This is a genomic window from Mucilaginibacter aquariorum (genome assembly GCF_024498135.1).
In the GTDB taxonomy this organism is placed as follows: domain Bacteria; phylum Bacteroidota; class Bacteroidia; order Sphingobacteriales; family Sphingobacteriaceae; genus Mucilaginibacter; species Mucilaginibacter aquariorum.
On sequence record NZ_JANHOH010000001.1, the window covers coordinates 781,844 to 799,953 of the forward strand.

The following is an 18,110-nucleotide window of genomic DNA, read 5'->3' on the forward strand; positions in this document are numbered from 1 at the left end:
CCCTTTATTATGAATGAAAAAATAAGAAACCTGCAAACCACTGTCCTTTCAGATAATTGGTATGTGTTAAGAAAGGTAACCTATGAATTTTTAGGACGTAATGGCCAATGGCAGCAACATTCGCGCGAGGCATATGACCGCGGCAACGGCGCTACCATCCTGCTGTATAATAAAACTAACCAAACGGTGATACTTACCCGCCAGTTTAGGATGCCAACCTATTTAAATGGTAACGAGCAAGGTTATATGATAGAAACCTGCGCGGGTTTACTGGATAAAGACAATCCTGAAGATTGCATTCGTAAGGAAACGGAAGAAGAAACGGGCTACAAAATATCATCGGTACAAAAAGCATTTGAGGCGTATATGTCGCCAGGCTCGGTTACCGAGATATTATACTTTTTTACTGCCGAATACACTAAAGACATGAAAGTAAGCGACGGCGGTGGCTTAGAAGAAGAAACCGAGCATATTGAGGTATTGGAACTACCATTTGCCAAAGCGCTTGATATGGTAAAAACCGGAGAGATAAAAGATGCCAAAACCATGATGCTGCTGCAATACGTGCAGGTAAATGGATTGATGAATTAATAGTGAGTGTCATTTCGAACGAGGTACGAGGAGAAATCTTTTACAACAAAAAGGCCATCTTGCATATTTGGATGCAAAGTGTAAAAGATTTCTCCTCGCTCCCCGCACTTCCCTCCCCGCTCGATCGAAATGACACCAGAAACAAATAAAATCCTTACTTTTGAAATAAGCAATAACGTTATCACCTATATGAAAATAGCCCTTTTCCCCGGCTCGTTTGACCCTGTTACCAAAGCCCACGTTGATATTGTAAAACGATCTGTAGGCCTGTTTGATAAGGTCTATATTGGCATTGGTGCAAACAGCAGTAAACAAGGTTTGCTTAGCGTTAGTAAACGCGAAGATATGCTTCGTGCTGTTTTTGCAAACGACGACAGGATCCATATTGTTGCTTATGACGGCCTAACTGTTGAATTTTGCAAAAGTATAGGTGCCGATTATATGATACGGGGCATACGTACTGTGTCAGATTTTGAGTACGAAAAAGCCATAGCCCAAATGAACCACGCTTTAGAGCCCGCAATTGAAAGTATTTTTATTGTGAGCAAGCCGGGTTACTCATCCATTAGTTCGAGCATTGTGCGCGAAATAATCAGGTACAATGGCGATGTTTCCCAGTTTATTCCGAAAGAAGCTTTGCCATATTTGTAATCAACTCCTCTTTTTCCAGCACATCAATGATAGACGGGAAAGTATTTTTCACTATAGTGGCTACATCTTCCTTTTTAAACCAGCGCACATCGGTAATACCCTCTTCTAACTGCGGTACTAATTTAGCCTTGCCTTTATAGCCCATTTTAAACCAATGCGTTTTTTTCAGCACTACTTCGCCTTTATAGATATAGGTATGGTAGGTTTTGCAGATCTTTTCTTCCAGGGTGTTTACCTTAATACCGCACTCCTCCTCTACTTCGCGCACAGCTGCTACTTTGGTCTTTTCTTTTTTCTCTATTTTACCTTTCGGCAAATCCCATTTATCGTTACGATAAATAAAAAGGTGTTCACCGTCCTGGTTGGTTACCAACCCACCGGCAGCTTCTATTACCGCGCTGTTTTTGATAACTTTTTTCAGGAAAGCTTTTGCATCATCGCAAAGCACATAAAATAATTTGCCCGGCTGTTTATCCACCCAATGGTAAACAATTTTTAAATCAAAGTGCTCACCGTCAACCTTTTGATATAGCGTTTCGTTTTTGGGTGTTTTCACGGTGAGCAAAATCACTTTTTCGTTAATATAAATTCTGTATTTTTGAGCCATGTTTACTAATAGTGAGACCGAACAGCAAGTAGCGGAATTTCTGCTGCAAATTAAAGCAATAAAATTACAACCTAATAATCCTTTTACATGGGCTTCCGGTTGGAAATCTCCAATATATTGTGATAACCGTATCACGTTATCGCATCCTACTATCCGTACTTACATCCGTCAGCAATTAACATCGGCCATACAGGAAGAGTTTGGCTCGGTTGGCTGTATTGCAGGTGTAGCTACCGCGGGTATCCCACAAGGTGCATTGGTTGCACAAGAAATGGGCTTACCATTCATTTATGTTCGCGCAAAAGCGAAAGAGCATGGCACAGGCAGCTTAATTGAGGGCGAAATATCACCGGGCCAGCGTGTAGTGGTAATCGAAGATCTGATATCTACCGGTAAAAGCAGCTTGCAGGCTGTTCATGCGCTGCGCGATGCAGGTTACACTGTTGCCGGTTTGGCTGCAATTTTTAGCTATGGCTTTGATGTAGCTACAGAAAATTTCAAGGAAGCTAAATGTTCGTTCATTACCTTGTCTAACTATAATGCATTATTAAAGTATGCCGAGCAGCACAATTATATTTCTGCTGCCGATACTGAAGTGTTAAAAAAATGGCGCGCACAACCCTCAACCTGGGGACAATAATATTATTATGAGTGTTTTTGAAAGTACAGTTACGGTTAACAAACCAATAGCACAGGTATACGAGTTTTTAGCTGATATGAATAACCATCGCCAGCTAATGCCCGATAATATTACCGACTGGACATCAACCGCTGATGTGGCCAGCTTTAATATTCAAAATATCACCAGGCTTTCGATAAAGATAGATGAACGTGTGGCTGGTAGTCTTGTCAGGATAATTCCTGCAGAAAAACCGCCGTTTGATGTAGAATTGAAGTGGGAATTAAGAGAGGCCGGTAATGCGACACAGGCTGTGTTCACTATTACTGCAGACCTTAATATGATGATGAAAATGCTTGCTTCAGGGCAGCTGAAAAAACTTGTCGACGAGGAAACAACTAATTTAGCAAACCTGCTAAATTAGTTGAGCCTCGTTTTCCGTGGGTTAAGTCCGTTTAACTTTTAAGTGCTGCACTACCACCAGCGCGTTCACAATAAACAGACTTGTTAATACAATAGTCATATAAAATTAATTTTAGGGTAAACAATTATACGTATCCTTCCGCATAACTGTTGCTTCAAAAGACATTTTTTTTTGCATTTTATTTATTATCATGAAATAATATTCATTAAAAGAAATTTTTTAATTCAAACAAAATATTAAAATATCAAATCTGTTCGCCTTAAGAAGATTAACACTAACAAACATTAAATATCTAAAATATTCTAAGGCTAAAATAAATTAAGTATTTACCGTATTTTTGCGCAAAATATAAGTGCAGCATGATTACGGTATCTAATTTATCTTTACGTTACGGAAAACGCACCCTTTTTGAGGATGTTAATCTTAAATTTAGCCAGGGCAATTGCTATGGTATAATTGGGGCAAATGGCGCGGGCAAATCAACCTTTCTAAAAATATTATCGGGCGAAATTGACCCAAGCAGCGGGTCGGTAAGCTTTACCCCCGGTGAACGTATGGCCGTACTAAGCCAAAACCACTATGCGTTTGACGAATATACCGTGATTGAAACCGTTATGATGGGCCATAAAGAAATGTATGCCATTATGAAGGAGAAAGACGCTATTTATCTTAAAGAAGATTTTAGCGATGCTGATGGCGAACGCGCCGGCGAACTGGAAAACCTTTTTGCCGAAATGGATGGCTGGAATGCCGAAAGCAATGCAGCTACCCTATTAAGCAACCTCGGTATTAAAGAAGAGTTCCATTACAAACTGGTTAAAGACCTTGATAATACCCAAAAGGTACGCGTATTATTAGCGCAGGCTCTTTTTGGTAAACCCGATATTTTATTACTGGATGAGCCTACCAATGACCTGGATATCCACACCATAACCTGGCTGGAAGATTTTCTGGCATCGTACGAGGCCATTGTACTGGTTGTATCGCACGATAGGCACTTCCTGGATACTGTGTGTACCCATGTGGTAGATATCGACTTTGCGAAGATGACCATCTACACCGGTAACTACACTTTCTGGTACGAATCGAGCCAGCTGGCATTAAAACAACGCAGCGATCAGAATAAAAAGACTGAAGACCGTGTGAAGGAACTGCAGGAGTTTATCCGCAGGTTTAGCGCAAACGCTTCCAAATCAAAACAGGCAACCAGCCGTAAAAAAGCGCTGGATAAAATCAATCTTGACGAGATACAGCCATCGAACCGCAAATACCCCGGAATTATATTTAATAACCAGGGCCGCGAGATTGGCGATCAGGTATTACAAACCGAAAAACTTGGTAAAACCTTAAATGGCGAAGTGCTGTTTGCCAACGTTGACTTTATGGCTAACAAGGGTGATAAAATCGCTATCCTGTCGCAAAACAGTTTGGCTACATCTGCCCTATATGATATTTTAACCGGCAAGGACAAAGATTATACAGGCAGCTTTAAATGGGGCGTTACCGTAAATCTGGCCGACATACCTATTGATAACGCTGAATACTTTAAAGGCAAGGATATGAACCTTATCGACTGGCTGCGCGAATACTCGGCCGGCGAAAAGGATGACCAGTTTATCCGCGGCTTTTTAGGTCGTATGCTATTTAGCGGCGAAGAGGTTTTGAAAAAAAGCAACGTTTTATCGGGTGGTGAAAAAATGCGGTGCATGTTTAGCCGCATGATGTTGCAATCGGCCAACATGTTGTTATTGGATGAACCAACCAACCACCTTGACCTGGAATCAATAACGGCGTTAAACAACGGCATGCAAGATTTTAGGGGTAATATCATTTTCACCTCCCGAGATCATGAATTGGTGCAAACTGTTGCAAACCGCATTATTGAAATTACACCAGGCGGCGTAATTGATAAATTAATGAGCTACGACGAATATATTAACAGCGAAGTGGTTCAGAAACAACGCGAGGAAATGTACGCTATAGCGTAACTAATAGGCAACAAACACGTCTTACTCACATATGAAACGAATACTGTTTGTTGCCCTTTTTATTTTCACCTCCCTATTTGCTAAAGCCCAGGTATTTGAAGGTATTGTTAAAGATGCCAAAACCAATACGCCCCTACCCTATGTAAACGTGGGTATCATAGGCAAAAGCGTAGGTACCGTTACCGATAGCGCGGGCCGTTATAAACTTAATTTAGCCAATCATGATACCGATAGCTTAAAACTATCGATGATAGGTTACAAGGCCCTCACCTACGGCGTAGCAGATTTTTTAAAGAAGGCAGACTCTCGTAAAGTTTTATTATTGCAGCCTGTTGTTACCCAGTTAAAAGAAGTAAAGGTTAACAACCACAAGTGGAAAGAAGTGATACTGGGCAATACCACACAATCCAAATCGGGTAATGCCGGTTTCAGGAATAACAGGCTTGGATACGAGATGGGTTCTATTATCAAAATAAAAAAAGCGCCAACCTACCTTAAACAGTTTAATGCCGCCATAGCAAGCGATGTAACAGATTCCGTTAAGCTTCGCCTTAATTTTTATAGTGTTAAAGATGGCCTGCCCGACCAGTTGCTGCAAAACCAAAATATTTTTGTAACCGTAAAAAAAGGTCAGCAGAGTATAAACGTCGACCTTAAACCCTACAATATTTTTGTTGATGACAAGTTTTTTGTAAGCCTGGAGTGGATCCAAAACGCAAAGGGACACGGTGTTATGTTCTCGGCCAATTTAAGCCTGTTTGGCGGCGGCTCTATCATATCCCGCGAAACCAGCCAGGATAATTGGGAAAAAGTAAGTATTGCCGGCATCGGCTTTAATGTGCTGGCCGAATATTAAAGAAATTTCACCTGCGACTGCCAATAGATCGTATTTGCACCCCCAGTAAATAACATCAGTGCCTTGGGTAGTACTTATACTCTCCTTTTTTTATAAATAAGGTTTTTGCCTGTTTTGCAAAAACCTTGCCCTCACATCACGCCTCAATTGTGTGCTTTTTTATGTGTATATGGCTGTTAACCAAGTGGGGTATATTTGTTTAAAAGTTAAAATTACATCTTTACGAAACATCACCAATTCCTGAGCTATGAGAAATATATTCCTTACAGGAGCTGTAATGATGCTCTTATTATTATCCTGTAAAAAAGAACTTGGTACTTCGGTAGACCGCTTACAAGCTGATCAAAAAAATGCTATCCTGGCTACCTCCGACCCAACATTTACTACGGTAAGCACTTACCTTGGAGACAATAGGCGTGAAACTTTAGATGGGCCTCTGAACATTGCAAGGACTTCTCAACCCAGTACAATTACTACCGGCCCGGATGGTTCTTTTTATTTTTCGGCGTTTCGAGGCTCCAGAATACGGAAGATCAGCCCGGATGGGATTGTAAGCACCGTTGCCGGCAGCGGTGTATTTGGTTATTGCGACGGCCCTGCTTTAAAAGCGCAATTCAGTTCTATGGGAGCGCTGGTAGTTACTAATGATGGCATTATATACATGTGCGACGGGGTGTATAACAAAATACGGAAAATCGAAAATGGAATGGTTACCACTTTTGCAGGCTCTACTGCAGGCTCTCCAGATGGAACCCGCGGAGACGTGGATGGCGTAGGTCAGCAGGCAAGGTTTTTTACGCCCACAGGTATGGCCCTGGCTCCCGATGGTTCATTGTATGTGGCAGATGCAAACAACCATAAGATTAAGAAAATTACGCCGGCGGGTGTTGTAACAACAATTGCCGGGAGTACGGAAGGATCTGCCGATGGCCCGGCTTTACTTGCCAAATTTGTTCATCCTTATGCCATAGTAGTTCTTGAGGATGGTACGATTGTAGTGGTTGATAGCAGCGATCACAAGATCAGGAAAATAAGCCCTGCGGGGGTAGTAAGCACTTTTGCGGGGGGAGCAGAGGGATATGCTGATGGTTTGGGCGAAAGCGCCAAATTTAGCAGCCCAAGTGGCATAGCTTTAGCACCGAATGGCACGTTATATATATCTGATAATGGAAATCAAAGGATACGTAAGGTTTCACCATCGGGATTGGTAACCACTATTTCCGGTGGTGCGCTAAGTGGTTTTCAGGATGGCCCCATATTACAGGCAAGGTTTAGTTACCCTGAAGGACTGTTGTATTCAAATGACGCGATCTATATTTGTGATGTATATAACAACCGCATTAGAAAAATCGAATAAAAGCAAGATAGCCGGCTCGAACTATTTAAGAAAGTGAACAATCTAATTCAGGATTTATACTCGCTTTATAAAAACCCATCTTATATTCTCGAATTACTCAAAGCATGAATTGCGAGGAACACCTCGTAAGAAGGCGGTATTGCAGATTTACCACACAAGTTTAAAATTTTTCATAATATTAATTGCTAATCGAGTTGCAAGCTGTTTACAACAGCCAAACTATTGTAAGAGAAAAGATAAAAACATTAGTAGTTACCGGTATAGATTGTATATTTGCATCCCCAATAAAAATACCATTTATGACTTGGTAGCTCAGCTGGTAGAGCAACTGACTCTTAATCAGTGGGTCGAGGGTTCGAACCCCTCCCAGGTCACCTTAGACCGCAAATCAGTTTTAACACCTGTTTTGCGGTCTTTTTTTGGTTCAAAAACAGCTTTTACGCTATCAAAAACGCAGATTGCTTCGTTTATTACGAGAGTTCGATGTTGCTCTCCGTCAAAAGTCAATTTTTGAGGGAACATCGAACTCACTATATGTCTTTTAGCCTCAGAACCAGCACTTTGATATATTTGCGCTAACTTTGACAAGTTATTCAATGCCTTATCAATTAGAGGAACAATTCCTGCTTTTTTCGCAGATGAATCTACAAGTTTACCTTCTAAAATAGTTATTTGTCTTTCGCTATCGCTTTTGATTTTTTTATAATCAGTGCCGTCAAGATCACCAGCAAGAAGCAAATCTCTTGCACGCGCGATCTTGTCCTGATATCCATTAAGTTGTTTTTTATAATTCGAAACCTCACTTCTACCTTGCCCCAACGAAAAATCATAAGCTTCTGCTATCAATGCTTTATAGAGATCGCATACTGCAGGCTCAATTGAATATTTGTTAAGCATTTCTATAAATTTTTCGTTTACAAGCTTTGCATTAAACCTTGCACCACATTTAGAATTACAATGGTAATAATGAAAGTATTTTGTCTTTCCCTTCGACGCGCTACCACTAAGCATTAGTCCGCATTTAGGACAGATTAGGAACCCTCGTAAAGGCAGTTCATCCATTGACCTAATCTTAACTGAAGTTTTTCTTTTTCTACCGTCTAGCACATCCAAAACCTCGTAGAACAGGCTTTCTGAAATCAAAGCTTCATGTTGCCCATCAACTAAATAAGCTTCTTCATCCTTGAATTGCGGAATAATAATTTTTCCGCAGTAAACGGGATTGCGAATTACTCTCCAGAAATTTTTTCTTCCCATCTCCAAACCCTTTAATCTCGCTTCGCGCCAAATTTGATCTATAAAATAATTGCCTGTTGCAAGTTGCTCGAAAACCCATCTCATTATCGAGGCATTCGGTTCCTTAGGTACAATTGATTTCTTTCCTTGTGAATCTATCTTATTTTCGTAGCCAATGAGCGCATGTCCCATCCATCGTCCTTCTTTTTTCGCTCTTCGCATTCCGTAAAACGTATTAAGTGCCCTGCGGTCATTATCAACTTCCGGTTGTGCAAGATAAACTGCCAACATAAGTTTGCTTTCAGGGATAGACATATCAAGTGGTTGTTCAATTGCCTGAGGTTCAACAAACATATTTTTCAGGACATTGATCATTTGATAAGCATCACCAGTGTTCCGACTGAAACGATCCCACTTAGTGAAAAGCACGTAATCTATTTGTCCCTTCTTTTTCTTAAGATCTAAGACAAACTTTTGCCATTCTGGCCTCTTAAATGTCTTAGCCGAATAGTCCTCAAAAATTATATTTCGAATTTCTATATCTCTCAGGTTGCAATAACGGGTCAGAACTTCTTCCTGGCTTCTTTGGGAGTATCCTCTATCAGCTTGTTCATCTGTGCTAACACGGATATAAAGATCGGCAACTTTCATTTTTTCAAATATTCATTTACTTCTAAAATAGCTAAAATACTTAGCAAGTCCAAAATATTTTTTGCTTGTTTTAGTGAAATATCAATCCCCTCCTTTTTTAATATTTCCTTTGCTTTTTCTGGAGTTATCTTAGATTTCCAGTAGACGTTATCAGACTTTCCAGTACCCATAGCGTCAAATATGGGATGGATGTAATTTATATTATGACAAGCTTTTCGGTAGTACCGTTCAATTTACTGGTTTAAAAGCAAGTAAACTTATTATCTAAATTAGGATTTATCAGGATTTACTAAAAAGAGTAAGTGAGGGAGGGATTCGAATCTAATTCCCTATTCCATTGATATTGAGTGTGATATTCTTTAGATTAAACCTTGTTTCAACGAATGTTTCAATCTTATTTTTATAGCCTTTATCTTAATCTATTATACATATAAAAATTGATATTCTGAGTATTTGTCGAATTAAGGACTTATAGACGCATGAATTAAATTGTATCACTAAAAGAATTTATCCAACATAAGTCATACGGTGATACAACTTATTGTGAGATTGTAACATATTGTGTCAAGTCCGATTCGATTAAAAAGCTAACTCCTGAATTAATTTGGCGAAATAGGGTAGTCAACATCTCCATAATATAAAGTATTTGATAAATGAATCAGATTCTGTTATATTAGTACAAACCTTATTGCTATTTGATGAACTTTGTAACGATAGATTTTGAAACGGCCTCTTCAGACCGTGGTACCCCCTGTGAGATAGGTCTGACTTTTGTAGAAAATAATCAAATCGTCGTAACCAAATCTTGGTTGATCAAACCACACTGTTATCCAAATTTCGATTACTTCAATATGCTTATTCATGGAATTACGCCCCAAATGGTAGTTACCGAACCTGAATTCGATGAAATTTGGACGGAAATACTTCCGCTCATTGAGGGTAAATTTCTATTCGCCCACAATGCAGGTTTTGACTTTAGTGTATTACGAAAGACGCTGGACGCTTATGATTTGCCATATCCGAACGTTGCCTATGCTTGCAGTTATATTTTGGCAAAAAATATTTGGCCGGGTTTGTCGTCATACAATTTGAAATCGCTATGCAATGAACGTCAAATTACATTCGATCATCACCGGGCAGGTGCAGATGCCAAAGCAACAGCGGAGTTGATCCTGATAGGTTTGGCAAATAAGGAAATCACTAACATTGACGACTTTAAAATCAAAGGTCGGATGTCCATAGGTAAATTATCCTCCACGGGTTATCAACCTTGTCAAACGATCAGGACTTATACAAAGCCGGATTTTCGCGTTGTCGCTGCTGACACTTCCCATCATGACCGCGACTGTTTATTTTATGAGCGAAATGTTGTCTTTACGGGTAAGCTTTCCTCAATGGAAAGGTCTGCTGCTCAAAAAATCGTCATTTCAATTGGCGGCCGGATAACTGAAGGCGTTACCCGTGACACCGATTACCTGGTAGTTGGGTTTCAGGATTATCGTTATGTTGGCGAAGATGGAATGAGCTCCAAGCAAAAGAAAGCCATTACAATGGTAAATTCCGGCGCTAACTTAGAAATCATGTCCGAAGACGACTTTTTACGAAGTATCGACGGCAAATGGAACAGCATGAAAATCAAAGTCGAAGCTTATTAAAAACAGAATAACTCCTTATTTATTGCTGTTACAATTGTAAGATCTTATCCTGGTAACTTTTCGTACTTATCTTACTCCATCCGCCGGCTTGTTTCGTCACTTGGATTTGTGTCCCAATTCTTTCTTTCAATGCTTCTACGTGAGATATGATACCGACCGTTTTTCCTTTGGTTTGGAGGTTTTCCAACGCGGAGATTGCTTGTTCTAAGGTATCTGCATCCAATGTGCCGAACCCCTCGTCAATGAACAAAGAATTAATTTGTACCTTTCTGCTGGCCAAATCTGAAAGCCCCAAAGCCAGTGCAAGACTAACTAAAAAGCTTTCACCACCGGAAAGCGTCGACATGGGGCGAACGGCATCTGCCTGGTAGCTGTCCACGATGAGCAACTCCAAATCGTTCGTTGTACTTTTCTGGATTTGATACCGTTCGTTTAGCTTGCTCAAATGTATATTGGCCAAATCAGTTAAACGTGACAGCGTAAGTCCCTGCGCGAAGCGGCTGAACTTACGGCCATTATCAGATCCGATCAGGGAAGAAAGCTTCGACCATCGTGATAATTCTGTTTTCTGAAGTGCCTCCTGCTTAACTAATCCAGCAAATTCTTCCTGGATTTTTTTGTCCGTGTTTAGCAGTTGCAGCAACATGCCTATCTCCTGGTTTATGCTATTAAGCGAACTTTCGAGCAACTCCAGTTGCATGACTAATTCGGTAGCAGGTTCGGCGGTCAATTGTTTTTCCTGCTCCGTTTTCAACTCGCTCTGAAGGATTATGATCTGTTGTTTCAAAGCGCCGATTTGTAAATCGAGTTGTTGCTTAAGATCGCTAATTCTTTTTTCATTTTGATCATCCAGAAACCTATCTTCCAGCGCTTGCAATGAACTGATACCAAAAGGCGCCAATTTTAGCAATAGCTGGGTGGATAAAGTGGCTAATTGTTCTTCTTGCTTTAGAACAGCGTTAGTCAGTTGGGTTATCGTGGTATTTGTAATCAAAAGTCGCTCGCTGGAATTTTTGACCAGTTCATCCACCTGCGTTAGCCTTTCCCTTGCGGATTGTAGTTTAGCCGCAAAGCGTTGACGCTCTTTAACCGGGTCTTTATCTCCGAACAAACCTGTACGGACGGTTTTTAACTCGAGCAAATTCTGCTCTTCATGCCTTAAAGTAGATTCGTTATTTAATTGATTAGCTGAGTGGTTTTTGATGGCCTTGTGTATGTTAGCCAGATCGGTTTGTGCCTTAGTTTTGTCTATTTGCAGTTGCTGAAGAGCGAGGTTATTTTGCTGATAATGCAGCGAAAGGGTTTTCAGCTGGTCGTGAAGTTCGGTGAGCTGATCTTCGGTAAATTGGAGTTCAAAAGTCCCAAGCAAGTCAGTTAGGGCTTTGATCAGTTCTAATCTGCGCCCATTCAGATTTTCAATACTGCTTTGTAAACGTTCTACGTGTTCATTTGCCGAACGTATTTTTTCATCGAAAGTTCCGGCTTTACCTTTTTCTATTAAAAGCAATTGCTGTATATTTTCTAATCTGTCCTTTAGGTTGACTATTTGACCGTTAATTTTTCGGCTATCTGTTAACTGCACCCGGAGCTTTGCCAATTGTTGTTGCCAACGTTGACGGTTAGCCAAAAGCTCTGTTAACTTTTCAATAGTTGCTGGCTCAGGTAAATCAGCTTTCTCTTCATCAAATTTTTCCGAAAGTGCCGACAAGGATTTAACATATTTTAATAAGTTCTCTTCTCTAGCCTGAACATTTAAATGGAGGGAATTTACAGCGATCGCGAGTTGATTAAACTCTGTAGTCAAGGAATTTACCAACGCTTCTTGGTCATTCCGTTTCTGTACCGAAAACGCTAATTTGTCAGATACACCGCCCTCGCTAAAAGGATGATGAATCGAGCCACATAGTGGGCACGGTTCTTCCGGCACGAGTTCTTTACGGTCATCTTCATAATTCTTAATGCGCTGTTCCAGTTCTACTAATTGGCGCAAATCAATTAACTGCCTTTCCGCCTTCGATTTTTGCGCAGATCGTTCGGCGAGCAGTGTTTGTTGCGTTACGAATGCTTCGCTTTGTTCTTTTAATTGCGCGGAAACTTCAAGCTGTTCATTCGACTGTTGCTGATGGCTTGTTGCCAGCTGAATAAGCACGTTGAGGCGGTTAATAACTGCCGGCACCTCGTTGGCAGAGGTTTCGAGTTGATCGATTGTTTTATCGTCCAATGTTTCGACCAACTCGCTTTTCAATCTTGCTATTTCGCCCGTGTATTGACTAACAGTAGATTCGAATGAATTTATATTTTGTTCGTTTTTATTTTTCTCAAGTAATTGCGCTGTGGCAGCATGCTCGAAATTCTTTAACTCCTGTTTAGCCTGGACGATTTGTTGATTAGTTTCAGCTAGGTCATGACGTGATCTTTCAAAAGCGACCAAGCTTGTTTGCAGTCCTTGGGCCGCAGCATTTGCGGCTAACCAGGTTTCAATCGTTTCTTGATCGAGCTTTTGCCTGGCAACCACTTTTTCAATTCCTTGTTTCTCTCCGTCAAGTTCCGCCATTTTGCGCCTATTATCGGTGAGTATTGTTGCAGCTTTTAAAGCAATGTCCTGTTGATTTATTATTCGGGTATCTAACTCGCCTACTTTTACAAGCAATGGTTCGGCTTCAGTTGCCTCTTTCCCACATTGAATTACTTCCGCTGATACGCTAACCTGTTGATCTGCAGCTGCGAGCGAGGCCTCTTTATGGACTGGAAGTTGTAAATGCAAGTTTCCCAGGCCGATGTTGCTATCGTCTGCCTGTGCACGGATCGACTTAATTTCCACCAATTCCGGTTTAAATTTTATGGCCTGCTGGTGCGCTTGAAGTAAATTGAATTCAACTTCGTTCGCCCTGAATGACAACTCCAACCCATTAATACGATCTTGAATTTCTGATTCTTTTTGCCTCGCTTTTTCTATTTCTGTTAGCCACAGCAATAATTTATTAAATCGGTCCTGCTCTGATTTGACCTTAGTCAAATTACCATTTAATTCTTCAAGTCGGAATTCGTGTGCCTGGCGGTCCTCGTCGGAGAGTAATTTAAACTCGCCCATTCTTAACTGGAGATGCTCCAGTTTTTCCTTTTCTTCCTTTTGCCGGAAGTATACGAAACGGGATATTTCTGCATAAATGGCCGTATCCGTAATTTTCTCTAAAAGCTCACTTCGCTCGTTGTCCTTGGCCAACAAAAAGCTAGCGAAGTCTCCCTGTGACAGAATCACCGATCGCAAGAACTGGTCATAATCAAGGTCGCATAGATCTTTAATCGCTTGTTTTACGCCTGTTGTGGTATGACCGCCCAAGAATTCTCCGGTAGAGAGCACCGACAATTCCATTTTCTCTCCCTGGAAGGCGCCGTCATTTTTACCGCGGCTTCTTTTCATTGACCATTTCGCGCGATAGGCGATCTCTTTGACTTCAAACTCTACTTCCGCATAGCATTCAGCGGTATAGCGCGACATCATTTCTTTGAGATCTTTATCATGGCGATGTACTCTGCCATATAATGCTGCGGTCATGGCATCTAAAATAGTTGTCTTTCCTGCGCCAGTTGGCCCGGTAATAGCAAAAAGACTGCTTTCCGTAAATGGTATCTCATTCAAGCGGATAGTATGAATGCCCTTTAAGGAATTTAAATTCAAAAAGGATATAGTCAATATTTTCATCGAGCGTCCCTCCCTTCGGCCATTTTCTCCAACACCTCATTAAATGTCGCTATGAGATCTGTATAGTCGGCATCGCCAAATTCTGCTACGCACTTTTTTAGAAAAACATCTTTCGGATCCATATCGGTTAAGGCCATCGCCTGTTCAGCGAGTTGATCGAGGCCAACCGCCGGACGAAGCCGAAATTGCCTGATAAAGAAATGTTCAATATGTTCCTTTCCGACCTTTAACTTATTGATTTGATCCTCCAGATCATGGATAAAACTATCGGTTTCTACCAGCACATCTACCCAGGAAGGGTATTTTAACTGCTGGTCGGTCAAAAGCAGGATTTGGCTTTTGACACTATCGAGATTACCTTTTATTCGTAAAAGGCGGCGTTGGGCAGGTACCGGTAATTCTTCCAGCCTACTCAATTGACCGCCGTTAAATTCAAGGATAATCACTTGCTTATTATCTTTATTTTCAGAAAAACTAAGGGGTATAGGTGAGCCTGAATAGCGGATATGCTCGAGTTTATTTACGACCTGTGGCCGATGAAGGTGGCCGAGCGCGATGTAATTGAATTCAACGGGAAATTGGTTGCCATGGACCTGACCGAGGTTGCCGACATGGATATCTTTTTCGCTTTCAGATGTGCTGGAGCCTGCTGCATACAAGTGCCCAGTGGCTATGACAGGTACATCATCAGCTTTGTATTGGCTGATGCTATTTAGGAAGCGGTGGTAATGTTCTTTTATGCCTTGTTTGATGCGGGTTTCACGTTCTTCGCCGGTTTCGCCCATAACTGATAGCCGAATATCACGATCTCGCAGGAAAGGAACAGCGCAAATTACAATTTCAACTTTGCCAGCTTTATCTTTGATTTCAATGATTTGGTCGGTAAATATTTCAGGAATTCCGCCCACCACATGGACATTAAAGTATTTCAAAAGTTGCTTAGGTGCGTTTAGTGTGCTGATAGAATCATGGTTGCCACCTATAATTATTACTTCGCGGCAGCAAGTATTTTTTACGCTGCGTAAAAAACGGTAATACTGTTCAAGTGACATGTTCGAAGGATTACCGGTGTCGAAGATGTCGCCCGCAATTATCAATACATCAATGCATTCTGAGGTTAACCTTTCGATCAACCAGTCCAGGAAATCTTGATGTTCAAGCGTTCGTTCGTAATTTTGCAGCTTGATGCCTAAGTGCCAATCTGCTGTATGTAATACCTTCATAATTCTACTAAATTAAGCCACGAGGTTGGATTTGCACACTTCTTCCATTTCGTCGTAATGGGCTTTATCCAATTTTTCGACTATTTCCAAAACATGGTGGATGATATTATCACCCTCCCCTAAAAGATTATCAATCGGAGTTTCATGAAACTCTATTTGTTGATTATGTGAATACTTATTTATAAACCGGTAAACTTTTTCCCTAACCTCCGCATCGGAACAGCCGGCCTCAAGGAGTTGATTAAAATCATTCCGTCCTTTTGGGAATTTAAATGATAAGAATGCCTCTAATAATTTTCTTGATAAATTAGCGATAAGGAAAGCTTTTTCAAGATCTAGGCTTATCAAAGACTTTAATGCGTGAAGCTTATAAAAAATGTAATGATATTCAGAATTAAATTCTAATAAAGTACTGTTCGCATTATTTATTGAAGATGTCCGATTTTCCTCCGTAGTGCAATCAATGGAGTAAAAATGTGATTTGATCTTGTCTTTTTTATTTTTTTTAATTAACCAATCCCTTATTAACTTAAAATACTGAAAATTATGGGTAAACACAAAAAGTTGCAACGCCTGTTCGCATTCCTTTTTGAGGTATGAATAAGAATGGAAAAGATGATTACTATCAAAGCTCGAAATTGGGTCATCAACTAGAATGATGCTATTCTCAATCTTATTACCGTTTTCCTTCAGTTTCGAAATAAAGTAAATAAATGCAATAGCTGTTTTCTCACCTTCACTTAAATTAGTTGCCGGAGACGCCTTACCGCCCCGCTTTAATTTGTAGCCTTTCAGAGCAGAATCGAATTCTATTGAAATATCTTTGCGACCTATAAATTTAAACAGACTTTCATTAAAACTATGCGCACCTACCGCTTCGTTTATTAAAATTGCTTCAATTGCTTTAATATTAGCATCGAGTTGGACAAGCGCTTCAGCCTGCACGACTAATTCAACCCTTTGATCTTCAATAAGTTTTTCAGTATCAGCATACTTTTCCGTAAGCAAGATATCACTCACAAAATGTAGCTCAAGTTTTTGCTGTCCCTTTTTAACTTCCTCATCAAACTGCTGGTTTTTGAGATTGTGCTTGTCAATAATTGACAACAAACCCTTTAGTGACTTATTAAAGTTCTCGAAAGTCGCATTAACATTGGAAAATTTATGAGCAATAATTCCAAAGGGCTTTTCTAGTTTAAGTTCAATTTTCTCAACAGCTTCGACTATTAATTTCCCGCATTCCCTCTGATCGAGTTCAAACTGTGCTTTTGCAAGAATATATTCAGGATGGTACTCATCATATAATTCAATAGTTTCAGGACACTTAACATGTACCATTATTGCTAAATGTTCATAATTAACCTTAGCTTTTGCTAAATCGTCTATCAATTTAGTATATTCTACACTAAAATGTTCATTTAGTTTTGAAATAGTTCCAACAGGCAGTTTTTGATTGCAAAATTCACAGTTAGCACTTTTATATTCATTATGGATTGATAGTCCTTCCTGTACCCACAAATTGATGTCCGGATTTGCTATTAACCGCGAGATTTGATTAGAAAAGATACTTTTGGCGACAAGGTTCTCTATTGAATCAAACTCTGCTAAAACATTATTTAGTGACAACTCGATAATATTCTCTTTATAAATATCTTCTTTTTGTGTTGGTTTAATAGCGTTTTTCAAATCTTTTACGATGTCCGGTAAAAGCACTGAATCTTTGCTGATCGCGGCCTTATTGTCTTTTATAAACTTGGTTAATTTTGTGCGGTCATAATTAAGGTAATAGTTATTGTTGGTTTCAATTAATTCAAACGATTTTTTAATACTACTTGCCCATTTGCTTAAAGATTTCTTTAGATCGTCTTCTGCCTTGTTATTGATACCATCGGCCTTTTTATGTGCGTCCTTTTTCGTTTCATTCTCACTAATCAGCTTTTTATAATTGTCCATATCCTCCTTTTTTTCTTCGGAAAGGATGATTATACTGTTAGCTTTAGATTGTTCGAAATTTACATTTCTTTCAATAAAATCCTTATTGAAAACATGGATATTAACGGCGTTCTCTCCAATATTTTTTTGAGTAACATCTACATGGTCTTTTATGGTAACAAGGAATTCGCAGGTATCGAAGTCTTTATGAACTGCTTTGTCGTTTACAGAGTAAAAAAGCTTAGCTAGCGTACTTTTACCGCTACCGTTCCAACCATAGAAAAGATTATTTTTATTAAATGGTAACAAGCCGGGAGTGGGCTTGTAGTTCTGAAAAATTCCAAATTTGGTTAATTTGGCAATACTTTGAATCATTGCGATTTAGGTGAGGTTTTAATTATTAGGTTTTGTCTAAAACTACTAAGAATAATCAGAATAAGAAAGTATCGCACGATATGTTTGAGAAAAAAAGATGGAGATTCGTTCAGGGTGTTAGATAAAAGACTATCTAACACTAAATTTGTTAGCAATCACCCATAATGTTTAAAACTCACACTTTTACAACGGCTTGATTAATTGTATCTTTAGATTAAATACCAAAAACGTTGGTATTTGAA

The 18,110-nt window shown here is 39.9% G+C and carries 14 protein-coding genes and 1 tRNA gene; 9 read left to right on the top strand and 6 right to left on the bottom strand.

The features are described 5' to 3' along the window. Window positions 1-9: 9 nt before the first annotated feature. Window positions 10-591: a GDP-mannose pyrophosphatase NudK gene (nudK, locus tag NPE20_RS03370; RefSeq protein WP_256537187.1), complete on the top strand. Its 582-nt coding sequence runs from the start codon at window positions 10-12 to the stop codon at window positions 589-591. Between the two features lie 189 nt (window positions 592-780). Continuing rightward, the gene (gene coaD / locus NPE20_RS03375; protein WP_256537188.1) at window positions 781-1,242 is read left to right on the top strand and encodes a pantetheine-phosphate adenylyltransferase; all 462 of its coding nucleotides are present in this window, start codon (window positions 781-783) and stop codon (window positions 1,240-1,242) included. On the opposite strand, the gene NPE20_RS03380 is transcribed toward coaD, so the two are convergent. Next, window positions 1,211-1,798 carry an NUDIX hydrolase gene (locus tag NPE20_RS03380; protein WP_256537189.1) on the bottom strand — a complete coding sequence of 196 codons (588 nt, stop codon included), beginning with the start codon at window positions 1,796-1,798 and terminating at the stop codon, window positions 1,211-1,213. The genes coaD and NPE20_RS03380 overlap by 32 nt on opposite strands. Before the next feature lie 49 nt (window positions 1,799-1,847). Between NPE20_RS03380 and pyrE the strand changes: the two genes are divergently transcribed. The 6 genes from pyrE to NPE20_RS03410 all read left to right on the top strand — a co-directional run bounded on the left by pyrE (window position 1,848) and on the right by NPE20_RS03410 (window position 7,467). Continuing rightward, entirely contained in the window at window positions 1,848-2,489 is a 642-nt protein-coding gene (pyrE, locus tag NPE20_RS03385) for an orotate phosphoribosyltransferase (RefSeq protein WP_256537190.1), read from the top strand. 7 nt (window positions 2,490-2,496) lie between these two features. After that, on the top strand, window positions 2,497-2,892 hold the full coding sequence (locus tag NPE20_RS03390; RefSeq protein WP_256537191.1) for an SRPBCC family protein: 396 nt from the start codon (window positions 2,497-2,499) through the stop codon (window positions 2,890-2,892). 359 nt (window positions 2,893-3,251) lie between these two features. Continuing rightward, the gene (locus NPE20_RS03395; RefSeq protein ID WP_256537192.1) at window positions 3,252-4,880 is read left to right on the top strand and encodes an ABC-F family ATP-binding cassette domain-containing protein; all 1,629 of its coding nucleotides are present in this window, start codon (window positions 3,252-3,254) and stop codon (window positions 4,878-4,880) included. Window positions 4,881-4,911: 31 nt separating this feature from the next. After that, a complete protein-coding gene (locus NPE20_RS03400; RefSeq protein WP_256537193.1) occupies window positions 4,912-5,736 on the top strand; it encodes a carboxypeptidase-like regulatory domain-containing protein in 825 nt (274 codons plus the stop codon). A gap of 247 nt (window positions 5,737-5,983) precedes the next feature. Next, window positions 5,984-7,093, top strand: coding sequence for an NHL domain-containing protein (locus NPE20_RS03405; RefSeq protein WP_256537194.1), 1,110 nt, complete (start codon window positions 5,984-5,986; stop codon window positions 7,091-7,093). Window positions 7,094-7,394: 301 nt separating this feature from the next. Then, window positions 7,395-7,467, top strand: a tRNA-Lys gene (locus NPE20_RS03410). Here NPE20_RS03410 and NPE20_RS03415 read toward each other — a convergent pair. Both NPE20_RS03415 and NPE20_RS03420 read right to left on the bottom strand, forming a co-directional pair. After that, window positions 7,433-8,980 (bottom strand): recombinase family protein, encoded by a 1,548-nt coding sequence (locus tag NPE20_RS03415; protein ID WP_256537195.1) that lies wholly within the window; start codon window positions 8,978-8,980, stop codon window positions 7,433-7,435. The genes NPE20_RS03410 and NPE20_RS03415 overlap by 35 nt on opposite strands. Beyond that, window positions 8,977-9,150 carry a hypothetical protein gene (locus NPE20_RS03420; protein WP_256537196.1) on the bottom strand — a complete coding sequence of 58 codons (174 nt, stop codon included), beginning with the start codon at window positions 9,148-9,150 and terminating at the stop codon, window positions 8,977-8,979. The genes NPE20_RS03415 and NPE20_RS03420 overlap by 4 nt, the downstream gene beginning before the upstream one ends. Before the next feature lie 528 nt (window positions 9,151-9,678). Here NPE20_RS03420 and NPE20_RS03425 point away from each other — a divergent pair. Next, window positions 9,679-10,635, top strand: a complete 957-nt coding sequence (locus NPE20_RS03425) for an exonuclease domain-containing protein (RefSeq protein WP_256537198.1) — start codon at window positions 9,679-9,681, stop codon at window positions 10,633-10,635. A gap of 28 nt (window positions 10,636-10,663) precedes the next feature. Here NPE20_RS03425 and NPE20_RS03430 read toward each other — a convergent pair whose 3' ends face one another. Genes NPE20_RS03430 through NPE20_RS03440 form a run of 3 tightly spaced genes read right to left on the bottom strand, consistent with a single transcriptional unit; the run spans window position 10,664 to window position 17,868 of the window. Beyond that, on the bottom strand, window positions 10,664-14,338 hold the full coding sequence (locus tag NPE20_RS03430; RefSeq protein ID WP_256537199.1) for an AAA family ATPase: 3,675 nt from the start codon (window positions 14,336-14,338) through the stop codon (window positions 10,664-10,666). After that, window positions 14,335-15,561 (bottom strand): exonuclease SbcCD subunit D C-terminal domain-containing protein, encoded by a 1,227-nt coding sequence (locus tag NPE20_RS03435; protein ID WP_256537200.1) that lies wholly within the window; start codon window positions 15,559-15,561, stop codon window positions 14,335-14,337. Before NPE20_RS03435 ends, NPE20_RS03430 begins: the two co-directional genes overlap by 4 nt. Before the next feature lie 12 nt (window positions 15,562-15,573). Then, window positions 15,574-17,868, bottom strand: a complete 2,295-nt coding sequence (locus tag NPE20_RS03440) for an AAA family ATPase (RefSeq protein ID WP_256537201.1) — start codon at window positions 17,866-17,868, stop codon at window positions 15,574-15,576. Window positions 17,869-18,110: the final 242 nt, after the last annotated feature.